This is a genomic window from Snodgrassella sp. CFCC 13594 (assembly GCF_001590725.1).
Lineage (GTDB): Bacteria > Pseudomonadota > Gammaproteobacteria > Burkholderiales > Neisseriaceae > Snodgrassella.
Map to the genome: position 1 here is coordinate 223,124 of NZ_LQXR01000002.1, position 20,982 is coordinate 244,105.

Consider the following 20,982-nt stretch of genomic DNA (forward strand, 5'->3'; position numbering starts at 1 on the left):
ACAGAAACAAATGTGGTGTTGGGTAATTTTGATGTTGTTGTGTTGTGGCTGGACACAGGCTTTTGGTTTGGCTGAGTTGAGCCGGCAATTGCAAAGCCCAGGCAATGTACAAGGGGCATTTGTGCAACAACGGTATTTGAAATCATTAACCAAGCCATTAACCACCGAAGGCAAGTTTGCACTGGTGCCGAAAAAAGCCTTGTTTTGGCATTTGCAAAAACCGTTTGTGCAACAGCTGCGCGTGCGTCCCGATGGGGTGTGGCAGTTCAATGGTGGCAGCTGGCAAAAAACCACCAGTCATGCCGCTGGCCAGCAGCGGCAAATGCAATTATTTTTAGACTTGTTGGGTGGCAATGCCCAAGGGCTACAGAATCAGTTTGAAACCAAACTCAGCGGCACTGCCCAGCAGTGGCACCTGGTTTTATTGCCGAAAACGGCATTGATGAAGCAGATTTTTAGCCGCATCGACATCCAGGGTGATCAAGCAGTACGCATGGTGAGCATTTTGGAAAAACAAGGTGATAAAACGGTGATGCGGTTTGTGCAAGTGCGCCTGAATGTACCGTTGAGCGGAGATGCCGCACGTGCGTTGGCTGCCTGACGTCGGGTTGTGGCGACGCACCCGTTGGCTATTGGGGCTGGTGTGCGTGCTGGCGGTGGGCGTATTGCTTTGGTCTGTTTTGAGTGGGCGGGCATGGCTCATTACCGACATGAGCGAATTATTGCCATTTGACAGCCAACAAAGTGTGTCGCAGCGACAAGCGCAAAAACAACTGGAGCAGCAGTTAAACCAACAAATTGTGGTGTTGGTAGGTGCTGTTTCTGCGGATGATGCAAAAACCGGGGCGCAGCGCATTGCCCAGCAGTGGCAGAAAAGTGGTCTTTTTAACACCGTAACTTTATCCGTCAATCCCGATTGGCCTCAATGGCAACAATGGGCTCGGCAATTACAGCTGGCTTTATTGCCAACACAGCAAGTGACGCTGTTGCAAACAGCGCCGAAACACTATTTTGATCAGCGTGCGCAGGATTTAGCCAATCCATTTGCTGCCCCATCAATATTGCCAGCCAGTGATGATTGGCTGGGTTTTGGCCGATTTATTTTGCCCAAGTTGCAGCCCCTTAACAGCAAAATGCAATGGGATGCCAGCAGCGGATTGTTGTATACCCAAGCACAAGGTCGTTATTGGGTCATGCTGGTGGCGCGGTTACCACAGCAGGCTGGTTTGGTTGGTATCCCTGATGGATTATTGCCGCTTTTGCAGGCCACTGAACAAGAGGCTGGCCAACATCACTTGCAGCTGCGCATGGCTGGTGGGGCATTATTTGCTGCAGAGGCAAAAGCACAAGCGCAATTTGAGAGCACGTGGATGAGCGTGGCCGGTGTGGTGTTGACCTTTATGTTGTTGCTGTACTTATTTCGCTCATGGCGCGCGCTGTGGGTGTTTATGCCTGTAATCATCGGCTGGTTAGCGGGCTTGGCTGCCTGTATTGGCGTATTTGGGCACGTGCATATACTGACTATGGTAATAGGTACCAGCCTGGTGGGGATATTGATGGACTTTCCTTTACACTGGCTGGTTCCCAGCATAATCAACCGCCGCGAACCCATGTCACAAAATTTACATCATTTGTGGCCTATTTTTGCTGTGGGTTTTGTGGTGACGTCTGTCGGTTATGTGTTGTTGATGGTGGCGCCATTAGCTATTTTACGGCAAACCGCAGTATTTTCTGTGGCCGCATTGGGGATGGCGTTGTGGGCCACTTTGGCTTGGTTACCGATGGTTATCCAGAGGCCATCGTGGCCAATTAATCAACCGCTAGTTCGAATGATTCAAAAAATGGCACAAGGGATACGGCAATTTCAGCTTCGCTGGCACCGACCTTGGTTGTGGGTGCCAGTGGTCGTGGTGCTGGTGTTGGGATGCTGGCATGGACAATGGAAGGATGATGTGCGTACGTGGGCGCATTTGTCGCCACATTGGCTGGCCCAAGCGCAATCTGTGGGCCAAATCAGCGGGGTTATGCCTTCGGCGCAATTTTTGCTGCTGGAAGCACCAACAGAAGCCGCGCTTTGGGAGGTTGATCAACAGATGACGATGCAATTGGCCACATTGCCGGTTGACGTTTTGAGTGGGTATCAGTCGCTGAGTCAATGGACCTTATCGGAAGCACAGCAGCAACAATTGCAACACCAATTAAAAATTTTGTCGGCGCAGCCGCAGACTTGGTCAGCCATGCGCGCTTTGGGTGTGCCAGACGAGGTGATGCAAGCCTCATTGCGGGCTGCTGCTGCCTTGCCAGAAGTGTCTTTATCGCAAAGTGTGCATAATGGGTTGGCGCAAAATAGCCAGAGTTTGTATTTGGGCGAGGTGGTTCCGCACCATTATGTGAGCTTGATTCGGTTGAATGGGGTACAGGATGGCAAAGCGATACAGGCGTTAACGCAAAAAGTACCCGGTGTGCATTGGGAAGACAAGCTGGCGCGTTTAAACCAGCTTTTTGAACAAACACGCAATCAAACTTTGTGGCTGAAATTGGTGTCTTTCGCTGTGGCGTGGGTGCTGTTGCTTGGCTGGCTTGGCAAAAGGCTGGCGACGCGGGTGATTGTCATGCCGCTACTGGCCGCATCGGCTACGGTAGCACTATTGAGCTGGGCGGGTATCCCCATTGGTTTGTTTGTGATGTTTGGGCTATTGTTGGTGTCGGCGATTGGTGTGGATTATGCGTTATGTGTGGCTACTGTGGCCCCCGAACAAGTCACTGAGCGGTTAGCCAGTGTGATGGTGGCCGCCGTGACCACATTAATTTCTTTTGGTTTGTTGGGATTGAGCAGCACGCCCGTAGTGGCGGCTTTTGGTCAAACGGTGGCACTCGGTGTGATTTTGAATTTACTGTTGGCTTTGTGTCTATTACCACAATACCCTGGTCAGCCAGCAACAAGGCTGCCTGAAAGGAAAATAATAAATGAGTAAACAAGTCGTCATTATTGGGGCCGGTCCTTCCGGTTCGGTGGCCGCCGCCTTGTTGCGTCAGCGTGGTCACCGGGTGGTGGTGCTGGAAAAACAGCATTTTCCTCGGTTCGTTATTGGCGAAAGCCTGCTGCCGCACTGTATGGAAATTTTGGCCGAAGCAATATGCTGCATGCGGTCGAAACACAGCCTGGTTTCCAGTATAAAAATGGTGCGGCCTTCACTTGGGGCCAGCAATATGCTTATTTTGATTTCACCGATAAATACACAGATGGCCCAGGCACCACGTTTCAAGTACAACGCGCCGTCTTTGATCAGCGGTTGGCAGAGGCCGCGCAACAGCAAGGTGCCGAGATCCGCTTTGGTGATGCTGTTTGTGCATGGCAGGAACATGATGACGGTGTCACATTAACGGTGCAGCCAGAACAGGGCGCTGATTATACTTTGGCCGCCGATTTTGTGTTGGATGCCAGTGGCTATGGTCGGGTTTTACCGCGGTTGCTGAATCTAGAAACGCCCTCATGTTTACCGCCGCGGCAGGCCGTGTTTACCCATATTGATGATGGGATTGTCGGCGATGACTTTGACCGCAATAAAATTTTGATTTGTACCCATCCGCAATATCGTGATGTTTGGCTGTGGCTGATTCCATTTAGTAATGGCCGCTGCTCGATAGGCGTGGTCGGTAGTGTTGAACGGTTGGGAGCGGTGCAAGAGGGTGATGAATCACACATTTTGCGCGGTTGGGCGAGCGAAATTCCCATGCTGAATCGCATTTTGGCTGAGGCCAAATGGGACAATGGAGTGCCGTTTCGGCATTTGCGCAATTACTCCGCTAATGTCTCCACTTTGCATGGCCGCCATTTTGCATTGTTGGGGAATGCAGCAGAGTTTCTGGACCCGGTTTTTTCGTCTGGCGTCACCATCGCTTTGCACTCAGCTCGGTTGGCCGTGAATGTTTTACACCGGCAATGGCAGGGTGAAAACATCGATTGGGCGCGGGATTACGCCGATCCTTTAATGGTGGGCGTGAATGCCTTCAGGACTTATGTGGAAGGATGGTATGACGGCAGTTTCCAAGATGTGATTTATGCCGATGAGCACCGGGTAAACGCTGATATTCGCCGCAAAATTAGCGCCATTTTGGCGGGCTATGCTTGGGATGAAAGCAATCCTTATGTGTGCAAATCTCAGCGACGGCTTGCGGCATTGAGTGAAGTCTGCGGAACTGTCAAATCGTGAGCATCAGCAAAAGCATACGCCGCCTGCACGCCCTGTGGCTGGGGTGTTGGGTGTGCCTGTGTGTGGCGGCGTGTCAAACATTTTCAGGCAACCCAATTGCGATACCGCAACCCTTACCTAACTACGATACGGTCACTTGGTTACATGTAACCAAGTTGCCTGAAGGCCAACAAAGTTTAGTGGCAGCGCAAACCGATGCAACAGGTGCTTGGCGGTGGGTGCAAACCGATGCTTTTGGGGCGCCGCTGGCGCGCCAAATGGTGGATCGGCAAGGGTGGAAAAACGATGGATTTTTGCCGCCCAACGCCCCGGCCAGCCGCTTGTTTGCGGCGTTGGCGGTATTGGTGGGTGCGCAGCAGCACGTGGATTGGCCGCTCATTTATCCCCAACAGCAGCAGACTCGGGAATCAGGCTGGACGGTGTACCGATATCGCCAACAGCTGCTATGGCGAATTCGGCCACAGGGCGATAATCAATGGGATGTGGTGTTGGCGGATGGGACAACGTGGTTGGTTGAGGTGGTGAATGAATAAAATGGGGCCGGTTTTTTTACATCAGCCGGGCGTGGTTTCTGCGTTGGGGGATGATTTGGCCTTCAGTTGGCAGGCGTTGTGTCAATCGGATGGGCATTATTTAAGCCGGCAAACACAGTGGGTTCACCAGCGTGTTTTACCGGTGGGTGCGGTGTCTGTGCCATTGCAGCCGTTCGCTGCGCCAACGTTGCCAGGGTATAAAAATCGCACCAATCGGTTGTTGTGGCATGCCAGTATTGCGGTGGCCAACCAAATTATACAAGCCAAGCAGCAATTCGGCGCGCATCGGGTGGCAGTGGTGGTGGGAACATCTACCAGTGGTGCTGATGAAAATCGGGCGGCGTTCCAACAGGTGGTGGCTGGGCAGGATTGGTCCAACAGTGGGTTCTCGCAAACCCAGCAATCGCTGTATTCGCCTGCCGATTTTTTGGCGCAAGCGCATGGATTGACTGGCTTGTGCTACGTCATTTCCACTGCGTGTACTTCAGGGGCGCGGGCTCTCATTAGCGCGGCGCGGTTATTGCATGCTGGTTTGGCCGATGCAGTGGTATGTGGTGGGGTGGACTGTTTGTCTTGGTTAACGCTCAATGGCTTTGCCGCTTTGTCGGTGTTGTCAGACGCGGTGGCCACTCCTTTTGGTCCCCAGCGCCAGGGGATTAATATTGGCGAAGGCGCTGCGGTGTTTGTGGCTACCCGTGCGCCGCTGGGTGATCAAGATGATGCTTTGCGATTATGGGGTTACGGCGCCAGCAGTGATGCTTGGCATATGTCCAGTCCTAGGCCAGATGGGTTGGGTGCACAGCAGGCCATTCAGGCAGCCTTGGTATGCGCTGATTTGTGTCCAGATGAGATTGGTTGGGTCAATTTACATGGTACGGGTACCGAGCAGAATGATGCTATGGAAAGCGCAGCTGTAGCCCAGTCATTGGGTAGTCAAGTTTGGTGCACCTCCACCAAACCAATGACAGGGCACACATTGGGTGCTGCCGGGGCTTTGGAGGCTGCATGGGTGTGGGCCGCGGCCAGTCGTCGCATCAACCCTAACGGGATATTACCCAAACAATACTTACCTCTTGGTTATGATGCCAGCCTGCCGCATATTCGCCTAACCGAAGCCCAAAGTACTTGGCCTTCTGGGCCGCGCTTGGGCTTAACGACTTCATTTGCTTTCGGCGGCAGCAATACAGCCTTGGTGCTGGGAGAAGAGGTATGAAACTGAGTTGCCCTATCGATAACGTGGCCCCACTTTTGCCACACAGTGGACAAATGGTATTGCTCAATCGCATTGTCGATTATGATGACCAAGGCTTGAGGGCAATGTTGTGCTTGGCCGATGGCAATCCACTGCAACAAGCAGATGGTACGGTGCCATCGTGGATGGGCTTGGAATTATTGGCACAGTGTATTGGCGCTTTGGATGGCTGCGCTGCACATGAGCAGGGTGAATCGGTGCGATTGGGTTTTTTACTGGGCACCCGAAAATTGCAATTGTTTGCTCCTGCTCTACCTTTAAATACCCCATTGTGGGCGGAGGTGCGGTTGTCCGTACGCGATCAGAGTGGCTTTGCGGTGTTTGATGGCCGTTTATGGGCGCAAACAGACGGCCATTTGGCGCCAACAGCTGAGTCGGTTTTGGTGCAGGCTGCTTTGAATGTGTTTAGCCCGCCTGATTTGGGCGCATATCTGGCACAGCAACAACAGGAAAAATATGCAAAATAATCGTCAAACGGTGTTGGTGACCGGTGCCACCAGAGGCATAGGCCGTGCCGTGGTCTTGGAATTGGCAGCCGAAGGCTATGATGTGGTGGTTCATGGGCGTCAATCAGCGCTGGCGGCCGAGGTAGCTGAGCAGTGCATGGGCTATGGGGTATCAGCCAGAACGCTGTTGTTTGATGTGGCCGATAGGCAAGGCGCTCGTGATTTACTGACAGCAGATGTGGCTCAGTATGGGGCATATTATGGTGTGGTCTTAAATGCGGGTGTGACCCGCGATAATGCCTTCCCCGCCTTTACTGATGCGGATTGGGATGATGTGTTGCGCACCAATTTGGATGGGTTTTATCATGTTTTGCATCCGTTGGTGATGCCCATGATTCGGCGTCGAGCGCCGGGGCGGATTGTGTGTATGGCATCGGTGTCGGGTTTGATGGGCAATCGAGGACAGGTTAACTATAGCGCTGCTAAAGCAGGGCTGATTGGTGCCTCCAAGGCCTTGGCCTTGGAATTGGCCAAGCGCAAAATCACAGTGAACTGCGTGGCGCCTGGTTTGATTGATACCGATATGTTGGATGAACAGGTGCCGGTTGACGATATACTGAAAATGATTCCTGCCGCGCGCATGGGGTTGCCTGAAGAGGTGGCCCATGCGGTGGTGTTTTTGCTTTCGGCAAAAGCGGCTTATATAACGCGGCAAGTATTGGCGGTGAATGGGGGGTTGTGTTGAAGCGGGTGGTGATTACAGGGATAGGCGGAATAACGGCTTTGGGTAACGATTGGCCAGCCATCAGCAGTGCCTTTCGTCAAGGTATCAGTGCGGTTCGGGTGGTGTCTGGGTGGGAGCGGTTTGTGGATTTAAATACCGTCTGGGGGCGCCCGTTACCGACTTTGCACCGCCTGCACACTGGACACGCAAGCAATTGCGCAGCATGGGGCGTGTGGCACAGCTGAATGTGGCTGCTGCCGAACAAGCATTGGCCGATGCAGGGTTGTTGCAGGATGAACGCATTTGCGATGGGCGCATGGGTGTGGCCTGTGGTTCTTCTTCAGGTGCTGCTAAAGACGTTGCCGATATGGGGCGCTTGCTGTTGGATGGAACCTCACCTTCTTTTAGTGCCAATACCTACATCCGCGTCATGCCCCACACCACGGCGGCTAATGTGGCCATTTTCTTCGGTTTGAAAGGGCGTGTTATCCCCACGTCATGTGCCTGTGCTTCAGGCAGCCAAGGGATAGGCTATGCTTATGAAGCCATCAAGTTTGGCAAAATCGACATGATGCTGGCTGGTGGTGCTGATGAACTGTGCGCGGCACATGCGTATGTATTTGATTCTTTGTATGCAGCCAGTTTGAAAAACCATGCACCGCACACTACGCCTGCTCCTTATGACGCGCAACGCGATGGCTTAGTGATTGGCGAAGGAGCAGGCATGTTGGTGTTGGAGTCTTATGAGCATGCTCTGTCGCGTGGGGCGACCATTTATGCTGAATTGGTGGGTTTTGGCACAAATGGCGATGGCAGTCATGTCACTCGCCCCGAGCCCGCTACCATGGAAGCGTGCATGCAGCTGGCATTGGCCGATGCAGGCTTGCCGACCCACACCATTGGCTATGTGAATGGACATGGCACTGCCACGGAACAAGGTGATATTGCTGAGACACAGGCCACACACGCTGTCTTTGGTCAGAACATACCCATCAGTTCACAAAAAAGCTATTTGGGCCATACTTTGGGTGCTTGTGGTGCTTTGGAGTCCTGGTTTTCCATTGCTATGATGAATGAAGGCTGGTTTGCGCCTACGCTGAATTTGCATCAAGTTGATCCGCGTTGTGGCGAATTGGATTACATCCAAGGGACGGGTCGCTATCTGCAAACTGAATACGTCATGAACAACAATTTTGCCTTTGGTGGCATCAATACCTCATTGATTTTTCGTCGCTGGTCATAATCTGTATTGAGGCATGGGTTGTTGCCAAGTGGCGGTGCCGCAAAAATCATAGCGAAAAACCACGTCGTTTGGCGCTGGCCAAACACAACATAACACCATGTCTACACGGGGTGACCACCAACGGGCGTGAAATTCATTTTCTGGATTGGGCGAGCGCACAGCCCACGTGCCATCAGGCTGCCTGAAAATACCCACATTGCGCAAGTCTCCTGGAAAATTTAGATTGGTGGCCTTGATCAGCGCTTCTTTCAATGTCCACAATTGATAGTAGGCCAAGTTGGCTTGAGGCTGAAGAGACCACCAAAGTTGTTCATCCGAAGTTGTGAAAATGGGCAGTAGTTGTGCAAAAGATTTGGGCTGCATGATTTGCACATCAATGCCCAAAGACACATGCTGCCGTGAACTCACACTGGCTGCATAACCTTGATGGTGGCTGAGACAATAGCGGCGAGGCAGACAGTAGCGGCGCAGATGCGCTTTCAGTGCCCGGCTGCTGCGCCAATCCGGGTTGTTGTCTTTTTGTGGCTTTTTGTGCCGGCGCATCAAATCCGTTGGGCTTAATGCGCTTGGGTGGTAGTAATCGGCAAAATCAGGGCTTGCCAGGGTAATCAATAATTCCATAAGATAACTCGGTGAGCGGGCAGCAAGGGCTTGCTTTTGCCATCATAGCATCTATTTTTAATGATTAATTTTGTCAGGATGAAGCCATGAAGACAGACTATGCAAAATGGTTGGTCGCGAGTGTGTTGCTGGTTGCAATGAATGTAGTTCATGCGCGCGATACCAAGTTGATTTTACCCATTGAAGAGGCACTGAACTCGCCAGAAGGTCAATCGGTTCTCGATCCGGCCATCAAAATTCAATTTGCCCGGGGTGGCGGTCGCATCATCAAGCAAGGATTGGTGAGCAATAGAAAAACCAATGCGTTTGGAAAATCGGATAAAGAGGCTTGCCAATGGGCATTTCTGTCTGCTGTGAAACAGTTCCAAGACCGCGCACACGAATTAGGCGGGAAACGGGTGGTTAATTTGGTTAGTTATTACCAAAAAAATACCTTAAAAAGCAGTCGTGAATATGAATGCCATGCTGGGGGCGTCATTGCAGGCGTGGCCTTAAAAGGCGATATTGCCCGATAGTATTTTCAGGCAGCCGCTTCGAATGGGGCGGCTTTTTTATGGCTGTGCGGATTGGAAGAGTTGCCTAAAAATTGTACAATGACGACTTTCCCTTTGTTGTTCCTGATTTCATGCGCATAGGTCCTTACGAATTACCTGCGCCTTTGGCGTTGGCGCCTATGGCAGGGATCACCGACAAACCTTTTCGACAATTGTGTCGGCGTTTCGGCGCGGCATGGGCGGCCAGTGAAATGCTTACCAGTGACCCATCGCTGCAGCACACGCGTAAGACTCGCCAGCGTGCCGATCATGATGGAGAGCAAGGGATCCGGGTGGTACAGATTGCTGGCAGTCATCCGCAGCAACTGGCAGAGGCAGCGCGCTTCAATGTAGCGCAAGGTGCCGATGTGATTGACATCAATATGGGGTGTCCCGCCAAAAAAGTATGTAATGTGGCGGCGGGCAGCGCGCTGTTGCAAAACGAGGCGTTGGTGGCGGATATTTTGCAAGCAGTTGTGCAGGCCGTGCCCGTGCCCGTGACCTTAAAAACGCGACTGGGCTGGGATGATGAACATGAAAACATCGCCACCATTGCTCATTTGGCAGAGAAGGCTGGTATTTCGGCGCTGGCCATACATGGCCGCACCCGCACGCAAATGTATCGTGGCGAGGCGCGATACGACAAAATTACGCAGTTGAAGCAGGAAATACACCTGCCTATATGGGTGAATGGTGACATCATCAGCCCGCAAAAAGCATGGCAAGTGTGGCAGCAAACAGGTGCCGATGGCGTGATGATTGGTCGAGGTGCGCAAGGACAGCCATGGATTTTTCGTGACGTATTGCACTATTTTCAAACTGGTCGGTTGCCTGCGCCGCTGAGCATGGCAGAGCATGCGGCGGTGGTGGCTGAGCACATTGCTGCCATGCATGCATTTTATGGCGCAGTGGCTGGCGTACGGATCGCGCGCAAACACATTACTTGGTATGTGTCGGCATTGCCCGGTGGTGATGCTTTTCGGCGGCAGGTAAATCAAGAAGCGGATGGCTTGGTGCAACAGCGTCAGTTGGATTTATTTTTGAATCAGCAGGTGGCACACTTATCGGCATGGCCGTGTGCCTACCGGCCACAATCGCAGCAGGCTGCCTGAAAGCAGTGCTGGTGCAGAGCAGGGAATGATCATGGTACACAATGTCAGTATTGCCGATTGCATTGCACAAAATTTACAACAATATTTTGCCGACTTGGAAGGCGAAATGCCGTGTGGCGTGTATGACATGGTGTTGGCTCAAGTGGAGTTGCCATTATTGCAGTGCGTGATGGACGTGTGCGACAACAACCAAACGCGCGCGGCACAAATGCTGGGATTAAATCGCAACACATTGCGCAAAAAATTAGCGCAACATCATCTTTTAGACTGAATTTTCTGACCTAATTTTAAGGAAATACAAATGGCTGTGGTGAAACGTGCGCTATTGAGCGTATCCGATAAGACCGGCGTGGTGGATTTTGCTCGTGCTTTGGCGCACATGGGCGTGCAATTGTTGTCCACCGGTGGTACGGCTAAACTGATTGCTGATGCGGGTATTGAGGTCACTGAAGTGGCTGATTATACAGGATTTCCGGAAATGTTGGATGGGCGCGTCAAAACCCTGCATCCGAAAATTCATGGCGGCATTTTGGGTCGCCGCGATCATGCCGATCATATGGCTAAAATGGCCGAATATGGAATCGGTACCATTGATTTGGTGTGCGTGAATCTCTATCCATTTGCGGCTACGGTGGCGAAGCCGCATTGCACCTTGGAAGATGCGATTGAAAACATTGATATTGGTGGGCCAACAATGGTGCGGTCGGCCGCAAAAAATTGGAAAGATGTTGCCATCCTCACCGACAGCCGCGATTACGAGCCCATCATCAACGAGTTGCAGGCCAGTGAGGGTGCCTTGTCTGACAAGACCCGGTTTAATTTGTCGCGTAAGGCTTTTTCGCACACTGCGCAATACGATGGCATGATTTCCAATTATTTGACCAGTGTTGATGATGCGGTGTTAAGCGGTGAAGCAACGTTGCAGCCTTTCCCGCAACAATTTAATCAAAGTTGGTTAAAAGTGCAGGATTTGCGTTATGGCGAAAATCCACACCAGCAAGCTGCATTTTATCGAGATATTTATCCGGCTTCAGGCAGCCTAGCCAATTATCAGCAACTACAAGGTAAGGCGCTGTCGTATAACAACATTGCCGATGCCGATGCCGCTTGGGAAGCCGTCAAGTCGTTTGATGAGCCCGCTTGTGTGATTGTGAAGCACGCCAATCCCTGTGGTGTGGCTGTGGCTGCCGATACGCTGAGTGCGTACCGGCTGGCATTTGCCACTGATACCACCAGTGCTTTTGGCGGCATTATTGCATTTAACCGCGAAGTGGATGCTGCGACAGTAGAAGCCGTAACGGGTCAATTTTTAGAAGTGCTCATGGCCCCCAAATTCAGTGACGATGCCAAAGCCATCATTGCGGGTAAGAAAAACGTGCGTGTTTTGGAAGTACCACTGCTGGCGGGCGCCAATCGCTTTGAATTAAAACGAGTGGGCGGTGGCTTGTTGGTGCAAACACCCGATACCCATCATCTACACTTGGCCGATTTGAAGGTGGTGACTGAACGGCAACCCAATGAACAAGAATTGAAAGATTTGTTGTTTGTTTGGAAAGTTGCCAAATACGTGAAATCCAATGCCATTGTTTTTGGTCAAGGCGGGCAAACTTATGGCATCGGCGCTGGGCAGATGAGCCGCGTTGATTCCACCCGCATCGCGGCGCGTAAAGCTCAGGATGGTGGCTTTGACTTGCACCATGCTTGCGCAGCATCTGATGCCTTTTTTCCATTTCGAGACGGGGTAGATGTGATTGCAGAACAAGGCATCAAGGCGATTATTCAGCCAGGTGGCTCCATTCGTGATGATGAAGTCATTGCGGCAGCCAATGAGCATGGAATTGCTATGGTGCTCACGGGTGTGCGCCATTTTCGCCATTAATGCGGTGTGGATGTGAGTAAGCAAAAACCCTGTCGGGAATGACAGGGTTTTTGCTTGTGGCCGTACGACAGGTAACTGACTATTGATAAAACGGTGTAATGCTGGTGATACTCTCTGCCGGTACGTTAAGCTGTGTAGCCACATATTGCTTCAGTGATTCAGGGTCCTGGGTGCGAACCATGCGATGTGGCACTTGAGCAACCAACTCGTCTTGCACCATTTGCCCAGTCTGCATGATGTTGACCAAACGAATAACATAGCTTGAAGACATGGCTGATACCTCCATGATTTATTTTTAATTTATTAATCAATTTGTGTTGTATGCTTAAAGCATGCAGGCAATCATACTGCATATTTTATTGATGACGCTAGCATTCTTTGTAAAAAGAATTCATGAAATGATATTTGGGCCAAAGGAAAATCAGATATGGCTTTGCAATTCACCCTTATCCCTGTCACCCCTTTTCAACAAAATACCACTTTGTTGTGGGATGATTGCACTTTGGATGCTGTATTGATTGATGTGGGCGGCGATGTGGAAACATTGCTGGCAGCGGTTGCGCATCATCATTTACAGTTGCAGGCGATTTGGCTGACTCATGGGCATTTGGATCATGTGGGTGGTGTGGTGCGCTTGATCGAAAAAATAGAAGTGCCGATTTATGGACCGGGAAAATCAGATGATTTTTGGCTACAGCAATTGCCGGAAATGACTGCTCGATATGGTTTCCCAGTGAGCCCAGTATTTCAGCCTACGCAGTGGCTGGTCGAAAACAAAGTGCTGCATGTGGGCTCACATGCCTTTCAGGTATTGCATATTCCCGGCCATACTCCGGGGCACGTGGTATTTTATTCCGCTGCAGACCAGTTGTTAATTGCGGGGGATGTACTGTTTCGCGAATCAATAGGCCGCACCGATTTTCCTCAAGGCAATCATGCAGATTTACTGCGCAATATTCGCGAAAAGTTATGGAAGCTGCCCGATGAAACACAGGTGATTCCTGGTCATGGGCCCATGACCACCATCGGCCATGAAAAGCGGCATAATCCATTTTTATAAATAATAGGTGGAGAGACAGAAGTTCAGATGATGTAGCGGATGGTGTTTTTGGTCCGCGAGAAGCCTCATTATTTATGAACTCATGATGGTGTTAGTTGCAGCGGTATCGGTCTAGGGCCATATAGTGTAATGGTTGTTGGGCTAATTTAGTGTTTTGTCGTGTTCAAATTTGTTTTATCAAACGATAACCTCATCTCCAATGTGGATCACTCCTGGCTGAACTAAGGTTAAATGAATGCCGAAACAGACGCCATTTTGGTTTTTCCGGGTTTTGGCCAAGGTCATGAGGGGTTCTTTAGTAGAGTCTTTAACGCCAGTGTCGGGATCAACTGTAATCAGTACACATCGGCTGCATGGCTTGAAATTTTCTAATATTGCACTGCCGATTTGAGCCTGCTGCCATCCGTCTTCAATATAAGGCACACCTGCATCAACGATAATGTTGGCACGGAAGCGCCGCATGTCTACGGGATTTGGCAATTGCTGGTTGAGGGCAGACAAAGAAGCGATGTTGGTGAGCAAGTAAGGTGCGCCATCGGCAAAGCTCAGTTCCCCACCGTTGTGATTCAAGATGCGGTGCGATTTTGATCCTAAGTAAAACAAGCGGCATGGGCGCCCCAATTGCGTGGAGAGCCACGCATCGGTTTCAGGCAGCCCTTGGTAGGCAGAAAAGGTGTCTTTCCACACATTCACTTCGTGAGGCTGGGTGTAATCGGATACGGCGACTTGATGTTGTTCACCATTGGGGGCAATGAGTGTGAGTGCGTTATCGCTGGGGACAGCCTGCCACAATACCATCTGTGGATGGGTACGCGCAGTGATGAAGTGGCCATTGGGCTCGGCCACCAGCCAAGCCCGGTCCTGATCAAAGCCACGTTCGTGCAACGTGAGGCTATCGGCGGGTATGCCGCGCATTGATTTGACGGGGTAATAATACAAAGCCACCACTTTCATGTTGTATCCTTTAATTGGCATGAATTACATCAATACGCTGCGTTCTGGTTGCAAAATCGGCGGATACGGTTCACCCAGCTCAGCCAATAAATTGTTTTCAATAGTGCGGCAAATGCTGTCTAAGGCTAATGCATTGGGTTCTTGAGAAAAGGGGTTGGTGATTTCTTCGCCCAATGCATCCAGCCCCAAAAATGCGTATGCCATAAAGCTCACCACCACTGGTGTCATGTAGCCGATGGTTTCCACCAGCCCAAACGGCAACAGCCAGCAATACACATGCAAAGTACGGTGCAGCAAAAGGGTATAAGCATAGGGCAATGGCGTGGTGCGAATACGCTCGCAACCGCCCAAAATACGGCCAAGTTCGTTGATGTGCTCTTCTACGCGCGCCATCAGTGGCGATTCCAAACCGTGTTGTTGATGTAAGTGGTAAAAAGAACGGCTGATTAAGGTTAGGATGTGGTTGGTGGGGCTGGGGGCTGCTAATACGGCAGCGTAATCGCGTTCAGGCAGCCAGCGCTGCAAGTCGTTGTGGGCATCGGTGCCGCGTAAGCGATGGCGTAACGCATGGGCATAGGCAATCAGCAAATATACCCGAGCTTGGGTTTCGGCGGGTGTGCTGCCGCCCGCGTATACCAAAGCCTCGCGAGTGAGGCTGCGGCAAGTAATCAAACAACTACCCCATAACGTGCGCGCCTCCCAGTAACGGTCGTAGCTGGCCCCATTGCGAAAGCCCACAAACAAACCCAATACCAAGCCAATGATGGTGAATGGGGCCACAGTGAGGTTAATGAAATGCCAGTGGAAGTGTAAATATAAAACACACACCACCACCGCCAAGAGATCCAAATACAGTACGCGTTTCCATACCTTGGGTAAGATGGAACCGTGCCAAATCAAAAAAAGTCGCCATATGGAAGGCGGATGATCGTGAACTATCATGGTTTTATGGGTTATCGTTGAGGCGCACCATGCGGTTGACTTGATAAATCAGCAACAGCACGGGTGCGCCAATCAAGGCGGTGAACGTGAAGAATCCGGGATAGCCGATGTGGTCGACAATGGTACCAGAGTAGCCACCCAAAGTTTTTGGAATCAGCGTCATTAACGAGCTGAAAATAGCGTATTGAACCGCTGTAAAGCGGATGCTGGTGAGCGCCGATAGAAAGGCCACAAACACGGCACCAGCCAAGCCCGAAGCCAGATTGTCGGCAGCCACAGCCAAATACATAAATACCACATCGTGGCCGCGCCATGCCAAGCCCACAAACAGTAAATTGGTGAGTGCAGCCAAAATGGCGCCCACGGCCATTAATTTCATTAATGAGTAACGTTGCGCCAGCAAGCCACCCACAAACCCACCCCCAATCGACATGATGACACCAAAGGTTTTGACGGCTGCTGCAATCTCCGTTTTGCTAAAACCCATATCTTCATAAAAGACATTGGAAATCACACCCGAAACAATGTCGGAAATGCGATAAAGGCCGATGAGGGCGAGTAGCCACAGCGCTGCTTTGCCGTAGCGGTTAAAAAAATCCAGAATCGGGTTGAGCCATGTGGTGCGTGCGGTTTCAGCAGAAACCATCCCTGCTTTGACCAATATTAAGCCCACCGCCACTGCCACGGCAATGCTGATGAGAAGACGAATGCTGCCCAGTGCAAATCCCCATAAAGGGGATGCGCTTTCAGGCAATACCAAACCGATGATTTGTATGCTGCCAATGAATGCCACCACACACAGTGCAAAAACCAACACCAAGCGCGCATATTCGCGATTGTGTTGGGTTAACGATTTGGGTGTGGGTTGCGTTTCGCGGATGATGAAGGTGGTGATGATGCCTACCAACATCACTGAAGCCATGATGAAATACGTGTGTTGCCACGCTTGGTATTGGTAATGGGTACCGTTGGAACCAAACACATCCGCTAAAAATAAGGCGCCAGCGCCGGCAATCACCATGCCGATGCGATAGCCCGCGTTGTAGGTGGCCGCCATCACCGATTGCATGGCGGTATCGTGCTCAGCCAGTTCGATGCGGTAGGCATCCACTACAATGTCTTGGGTGGCTGAAGAAAATCCCAATAACACAGCGGCAAAAGCCATGTACATCAGGCTGCCTGAAAGATGGGGGTCGATGAGTGCAATCCACAAAATTGCGATTACGATCAATAATTGCGCCACCAACAACCATGCTCGTCGGCGCCCTAGCCAGCGCGTTAATCCAGGCAGAGGCAAGGCATCAATCAAAGGTGCCCAAACGAATTTAAATGAATACGCCAGTGCCGCCCAGCTAAACATGGTGACGGTACTGCGCTCGACACCCGCCTCGCGCAGCCACAAAGACAAGGTGGAAAAAATCAGCAGCAGTGGTACCCCAGAAGAAAATCCCAAAAACAACATGGTCAGTGCACGCCGATCGCCGTACACCGCCAAAGCTTGCTGCCAGCTGTTGCGTTTTCGGGAGAGTGAAGATGAGGAAGTCATGGTGAGTGCTCATGCGGTTTCAGGCAGCCTGTTGCGGCTGCCTGAGCGATTATTCGGTGGTGGCGGGCAGCGCAGGCGATGTGTCGTCTTCATCGTCTGCTGTTTGGTATGCGGCGGGCAAGGTTTTGCTGGTTGGTACCCCTAGCTGGCTTAATTTTTTGGCACGGTTGATCAGGTTACCGCGGCCAGTGTGTAATTGTTTCATGGCTGTCTGGTATTGTGTTTGTGCCTGTTCAATGTTTTTGCCGACACCTTCCAATGTGGCGACAAAGCCAACAAATTTATCATAGAGCTTGCCGCCTTCTTGGGCTATGGTGAGGGCATTTTGGTTTTGCTGTTCATTGCGCCAAATATTGGCCACAGTACGCAGTGTTGCCAGCAGCGTGCTCGGACCCACCAGCATGATGCGTTTGGCAAAACAGTCGTCGAAGAGCTGATTGTCATGCTGTAATGCCAGTAAATAAGCGGGCTCTACCGGGATAAACATAAACACAAAATCGAGGGTATTGATGCCGTCTATGTTGTCATAACGCTTTGCCGCCAGTTCTTTGATATGTTGCCGCACGGAGTGCACATGTGCGGCCAATTCACGGGCGGCCGCTTGCGCATCAGTGGCTTGTGTGTAGCGGACATAAGCTGTCAGCGATACTTTGGCATCTATGATGATTTGTTTGTTGTCGGGTAGGTTGACCAGTACATCGGGTTGTAGCCGGCGCTGCTGGCCATGCTCATCGGTGATGGTGGTGGCTGCCTGAACGATGTATTCGCGCCCTTTTTGTAAACCAGAGCTTTCCAGCACTTTTTCCAAGATCATTTCACCCCAATTGCCCTGGTTTTTGTTTTGTGTACCCGTGAGAGCATCGGTGAGTGCTTTAGCATCGCCATGCAGTTGGGTATTGAGTTCTTGCAGGCGTTTGAGTTCCACTTCTAAAGTGGTGCGTTCTTTGGCTTCTTTTTCGTAGGTATTTTGCACCAGTTGGCTGAAGCCTTGTATGCGCTCGTGTAATGGGTTGATGAGCTGGCTGAGGCTGTGTTGGTTTTGCTCACTAAAGCGTTTGCTTTTTTCTTCCAAAATATCATTGGCGAGGGTTTTAAATTGGTTGCTTAATTCTTCTTTGGCAGCCAAGAGTAGCGCCAATTTTTCTTGATGAGCTTCGCGTTCTTGCTGTAATTGGGTGCTTAAACGGCTATTGGTTACTTCACTATTATTCAACTGTTGGCGTGTGTTTTGGTAAACCTCATCTAGCTGGCGCCATTCTGTCGCACGCGCTTGCCAATTGGCCAGTTGTTGTTTGGCTGCGGCTAGAGCATTGTCGCTGTTTTGCCATCGTTGCTGAAACTGTTGTACCTGTGCTTGGGTTTGTTGTAGTTGCGCTTGTAACGCTGGTAATTGTCGATTCTCAGCTTGGGCACTCGCCAGTTGTGTACTGGCTGCCTGAAACTGTTGGCGCAATTGGCCTAATTCTTGCTGTGTTTGCTGTTGCTGCTGTTGCCATTGCGTAGCTTCATCTTTTGCGCGGGTGATTTCCGCCTGTAAAGCTTGTGCTTCTATTTGCCATTGTGCTGTTTGGGTGAGAATGCGCTGTCGGCTCCATAGCCAAACCACCACGCCCACCAGACCCGTTGCCAATGCAACGATTAACCACAGCGACAGCGGTACTGCCAACATGATGTTCAACCTTTAAAATAAAGGCGTATGTTATCACGCTTGGCATAGAGTGCATGCGTGGGCTTGGGGATAAATGTTAATATGCGCACTGTGCTGACAACAGTATACGAATTGATGCGGTATATTTACCTGTAGATTGGGTATGATGGCTGGGCGCAGATGGATGCGCCTCTTGCTTAGTTAACTTAAGGTTCCTGAATGTATTTGATGCCCCATAGCAATTGCAGGCCAATCAAGACATGAAGAAATCATGCTGTCGCCCAGCAAAAAGCTGCGTCTTTGAGCGGTTGGGTACTTATGGCTATGCCAATATAGCAGGCAATTGTAATGAGGGGCTCTTATATATATGGCACATGCTGGCACGATAATTGCTCTACACAGCAATCTGCTGTGTGCAAAGTGCCTGCTTGATGAATGAAATGTAATGGGACACATGAAAAACAATATTGAATTTTACTCTTTGAAAGAGTTGTATCGAAATCTTTATCCTTACATGCGCGGATTGCTAAAGTATTTCTTGGTTTCTGTGATTGCTATGGTGGTGGTGGGGGTAACAGGGCCTTGGTTTGCAGCTCTGTTGAAACCCATTATTGATAATGGGTTTGTGGCAAAAAACATTGAGGCAATGAAATGGGTGCCTTTCCAAATAGTGGGCCTGTTTATTTTTCGCGGCATAGCCAACTATATAAATGAATACACCAGCGCGTATATTTCCAATGTGATGGTGCAAAATATCCAGCGTGATCTATTTATTAAAATGATGATGCTGCCAGTTGGGTATTACAGCGAAAATAGCCGAGGACACATGGTGTCTCGCATTACCAATGATGCCAAAGGTATTACTGGGGCTGGCTTTGATGTAATCACGACCGTTGCCAAAGATGGTGTCACCGTCTTGGGATTGTTGGCTTGGCTATTTTGGCTTGATTGGCAACTGACTTTGGTGACATTTATCACCATTCCTTTAATTGCTTGGCTGGTGCGAACGATTAATGCACGCATTCGTCGTCTGGCATCGAAGGCGCAAAGTGGCATGGGCGAGGTCCTGCAAATCCTCACTGAAGCGGTTGACGGGACTCGCGTGGTGCGTGTGTATGGTGGGCAAGAGTATGAGACCAACCGATTCGAAAAGGTGAATAAAGAATTGCGGCACATTGCTGTGCGCAGACAATCCTACACATCGATAGCTAGTGCCACGACTCAGCTTTTGGTGGCCACTTCCTTATCGATTATTTTGTATATGGCTGCACGCCGTGCTGCTCATGCAGGATTCAGTGCCGGCGATTTTATGTCGTTTTTAACGGCCATGTTGATGATGTTTGACCCGCTGAAACGCATCACAAATGTCAACTCTGTTTTGCAAGGTGGGATTATTGCTGCAACCAGCGTATTCAATTTTATGAAAGAAAACAATGAAATTGATAAAGGGAAATTGGCCATGCCAAGAAACCCTGGAGATATTGTCTTCAAAGATGTGGTATTGCGCTATAAGGGCGCGGATAAAAATGCCATTGATCATTTAAATTTAACCATACCCAAAGGCTCAGTAGTGGCATTGGTTGGGGAATCGGGTTGTGGCAAGACCTCTACGGCGAATTTGATCCCTCGGTTTTATGATACAACCAACGGGGAATTGAGTATTGGCGGTGTTAATGTACAGGATTACGAACTCAAAAGCCTACGTGCACAGATGGCGCTAGTGAGCCAAGACGTGGTGCTGTTTAACGACACGATTGCCAATAATATTAAATATGGTCATCCCGAAGCCACCGATGAGCAAGTAGTGGAAGCTGCAAAAGCGGCGAATGCCATGCATTTTATTGAGAAGATGCCAGAAGGTTTGCAAACCCGAGTGGGTGATATGGGGATGAAATTGTCTGGTGGTCAGCGTCAGCGGATTGCTATTGCCCGCGCTTTGCTGAAAGATGCACCCATATTGATTTTGGATGAAGCCACCAGCGCATTGGATACTGAGTCTGAACGTTTGGTTCAGGCTGCTTTGGAAGTCTTAATGAAAAATCGTACTACCGTTGTGATTGCACATCGCCTTTCTACCATTGAAAATGCCAATAATATTGTGGTAATGCATGAAGGCAAAATGGTAGAACAGGGCAAACACGATGAGCTTTTATCTAAAGGCGGCCGTTATGCCAGCCTGTATGCCATGCAATTTGGGCATGCCAATCAAGAGGATTCGTTATAAATACTGATTAAAAACAATATGGCATTATAAATATAAGATAATAATAGATAT

General features: G+C 50.4%; 18 protein-coding genes and 2 pseudogenes. 14 read left to right on the top strand and 6 right to left on the bottom strand.

The genetic code is table 11. The features are described 5' to 3' along the window. Positions 1-10 precede the first annotated feature (10 nt). The 8 genes and pseudogenes from A2F46_RS02800 (at position 11) to A2F46_RS02835 (ending at position 8,412) form a co-directional block, all read left to right on the top strand. Positions 11-601, top strand: coding sequence for an outer membrane lipoprotein carrier protein LolA (locus A2F46_RS02800; RefSeq protein WP_066566480.1), 591 nt, complete (start codon positions 11-13; stop codon positions 599-601). Then, on the top strand, positions 576-2,975 hold the full coding sequence (locus A2F46_RS02805) for an MMPL family transporter (RefSeq protein ID WP_066566297.1): 2,400 nt from the start codon (positions 576-578) through the stop codon (positions 2,973-2,975). The genes A2F46_RS02800 and A2F46_RS02805 overlap by 26 nt, the downstream gene beginning before the upstream one ends. Beyond that, a pseudogene (locus A2F46_RS02810) lies at positions 2,968-4,214 on the top strand (NAD(P)/FAD-dependent oxidoreductase). Before A2F46_RS02805 ends, A2F46_RS02810 begins: the two are co-directional and overlap by 8 nt. Beyond that, complete coding sequence (locus A2F46_RS02815) at positions 4,211-4,747, top strand: hypothetical protein (protein WP_066566300.1); 537 nt, start codon at positions 4,211-4,213, stop codon at positions 4,745-4,747. The pseudogene A2F46_RS02810 and the gene A2F46_RS02815 overlap by 4 nt, the downstream one beginning before the upstream one ends. Further along, positions 4,740-5,960: a beta-ketoacyl-ACP synthase gene (locus tag A2F46_RS02820; RefSeq protein ID WP_066566302.1), complete on the top strand. Its 1,221-nt coding sequence runs from the start codon at positions 4,740-4,742 to the stop codon at positions 5,958-5,960. The genes A2F46_RS02815 and A2F46_RS02820 overlap by 8 nt, the downstream gene beginning before the upstream one ends. Further along, the gene (locus A2F46_RS02825) at positions 5,957-6,466 is read left to right on the top strand and encodes a hypothetical protein (protein WP_066566304.1); all 510 of its coding nucleotides are present in this window, start codon (positions 5,957-5,959) and stop codon (positions 6,464-6,466) included. Before A2F46_RS02820 ends, A2F46_RS02825 begins: the two co-directional genes overlap by 4 nt. Further along, a complete protein-coding gene (gene fabG / locus A2F46_RS02830; RefSeq protein ID WP_066566307.1) occupies positions 6,456-7,190 on the top strand; it encodes a 3-oxoacyl-ACP reductase FabG in 735 nt (244 codons plus the stop codon). The genes A2F46_RS02825 and fabG overlap by 11 nt, the downstream gene beginning before the upstream one ends. Beyond that, positions 7,184-8,412 (top strand): annotated as a pseudogene (locus A2F46_RS02835) (beta-ketoacyl-ACP synthase). Before fabG ends, A2F46_RS02835 begins: the two are co-directional and overlap by 7 nt. Here A2F46_RS02835 and A2F46_RS02840 read toward each other — a convergent pair. Then, a complete protein-coding gene (locus tag A2F46_RS02840; protein WP_066566309.1) occupies positions 8,407-9,033 on the bottom strand; it encodes a 4'-phosphopantetheinyl transferase superfamily protein in 627 nt (208 codons plus the stop codon). The pseudogene A2F46_RS02835 and the gene A2F46_RS02840 overlap by 6 nt on opposite strands. Before the next feature lie 86 nt (positions 9,034-9,119). On the opposite strand from A2F46_RS02840, the gene A2F46_RS02845 reads away from it, so the two are divergent. The 4 genes from A2F46_RS02845 (at position 9,120) to purH (ending at position 12,557) form a co-directional block, all read left to right on the top strand. Beyond that, positions 9,120-9,548 carry an excinuclease ABC subunit A gene (locus A2F46_RS02845; protein ID WP_066566312.1) on the top strand — a complete coding sequence of 143 codons (429 nt, stop codon included), beginning with the start codon at positions 9,120-9,122 and terminating at the stop codon, positions 9,546-9,548. A 110-nt stretch (positions 9,549-9,658) separates the two neighbouring features. Beyond that, positions 9,659-10,678 (top strand): tRNA dihydrouridine synthase DusB, encoded by a 1,020-nt coding sequence (dusB, locus tag A2F46_RS02850; protein ID WP_066566314.1) that lies wholly within the window; start codon positions 9,659-9,661, stop codon positions 10,676-10,678. Between the two features lie 31 nt (positions 10,679-10,709). Beyond that, positions 10,710-10,949: a Fis family transcriptional regulator gene (locus A2F46_RS02855; protein ID WP_066566482.1), complete on the top strand. Its 240-nt coding sequence runs from the start codon at positions 10,710-10,712 to the stop codon at positions 10,947-10,949. 30 nt (positions 10,950-10,979) lie between these two features. Beyond that, positions 10,980-12,557, top strand: coding sequence for a bifunctional phosphoribosylaminoimidazolecarboxamide formyltransferase/IMP cyclohydrolase (gene purH / locus A2F46_RS02860; RefSeq protein WP_066566315.1), 1,578 nt, complete (start codon positions 10,980-10,982; stop codon positions 12,555-12,557). 79 nt (positions 12,558-12,636) lie between these two features. Here purH and A2F46_RS02865 read toward each other — a convergent pair whose 3' ends face one another. Beyond that, complete coding sequence (locus A2F46_RS02865) at positions 12,637-12,828, bottom strand: hypothetical protein (RefSeq protein ID WP_066566320.1); 192 nt, start codon at positions 12,826-12,828, stop codon at positions 12,637-12,639. Positions 12,829-12,984: 156 nt separating this feature from the next. Here A2F46_RS02865 and A2F46_RS02870 point away from each other — a divergent pair, with 156 nt between their 5' ends. After that, complete coding sequence (locus tag A2F46_RS02870) at positions 12,985-13,617, top strand: MBL fold metallo-hydrolase (RefSeq protein WP_066566322.1); 633 nt, start codon at positions 12,985-12,987, stop codon at positions 13,615-13,617. 177 nt (positions 13,618-13,794) lie between these two features. Here A2F46_RS02870 and A2F46_RS02875 read toward each other — a convergent pair whose 3' ends face one another. The 4 genes from A2F46_RS02875 to rmuC are packed head-to-tail and all read right to left on the bottom strand — an operon-like array spanning position 13,795 to position 18,674. Continuing rightward, a complete protein-coding gene (locus A2F46_RS02875; RefSeq protein WP_066566326.1) occupies positions 13,795-14,571 on the bottom strand; it encodes an MOSC domain-containing protein in 777 nt (258 codons plus the stop codon). 24 nt (positions 14,572-14,595) lie between these two features. Continuing rightward, positions 14,596-15,513: a bestrophin family protein gene (locus tag A2F46_RS02880; RefSeq protein WP_082783547.1), complete on the bottom strand. Its 918-nt coding sequence runs from the start codon at positions 15,511-15,513 to the stop codon at positions 14,596-14,598. Positions 15,514-15,517: 4 nt separating this feature from the next. After that, complete coding sequence (locus A2F46_RS02885; protein WP_066566333.1) at positions 15,518-17,059, bottom strand: MFS transporter; 1,542 nt, start codon at positions 17,057-17,059, stop codon at positions 15,518-15,520. Between the two features lie 49 nt (positions 17,060-17,108). Beyond that, positions 17,109-18,674 carry a DNA recombination protein RmuC gene (gene rmuC, locus A2F46_RS02890; RefSeq protein ID WP_369796306.1) on the bottom strand — a complete coding sequence of 522 codons (1,566 nt, stop codon included), beginning with the start codon at positions 18,672-18,674 and terminating at the stop codon, positions 17,109-17,111. Between the two features lie 487 nt (positions 18,675-19,161). On the opposite strand from rmuC, the gene msbA reads away from it, so the two are divergent. Beyond that, complete coding sequence (gene msbA / locus A2F46_RS02895; protein ID WP_066566484.1) at positions 19,162-20,931, top strand: lipid A export permease/ATP-binding protein MsbA; 1,770 nt, start codon at positions 19,162-19,164, stop codon at positions 20,929-20,931. Positions 20,932-20,982 lie beyond the last annotated feature (51 nt).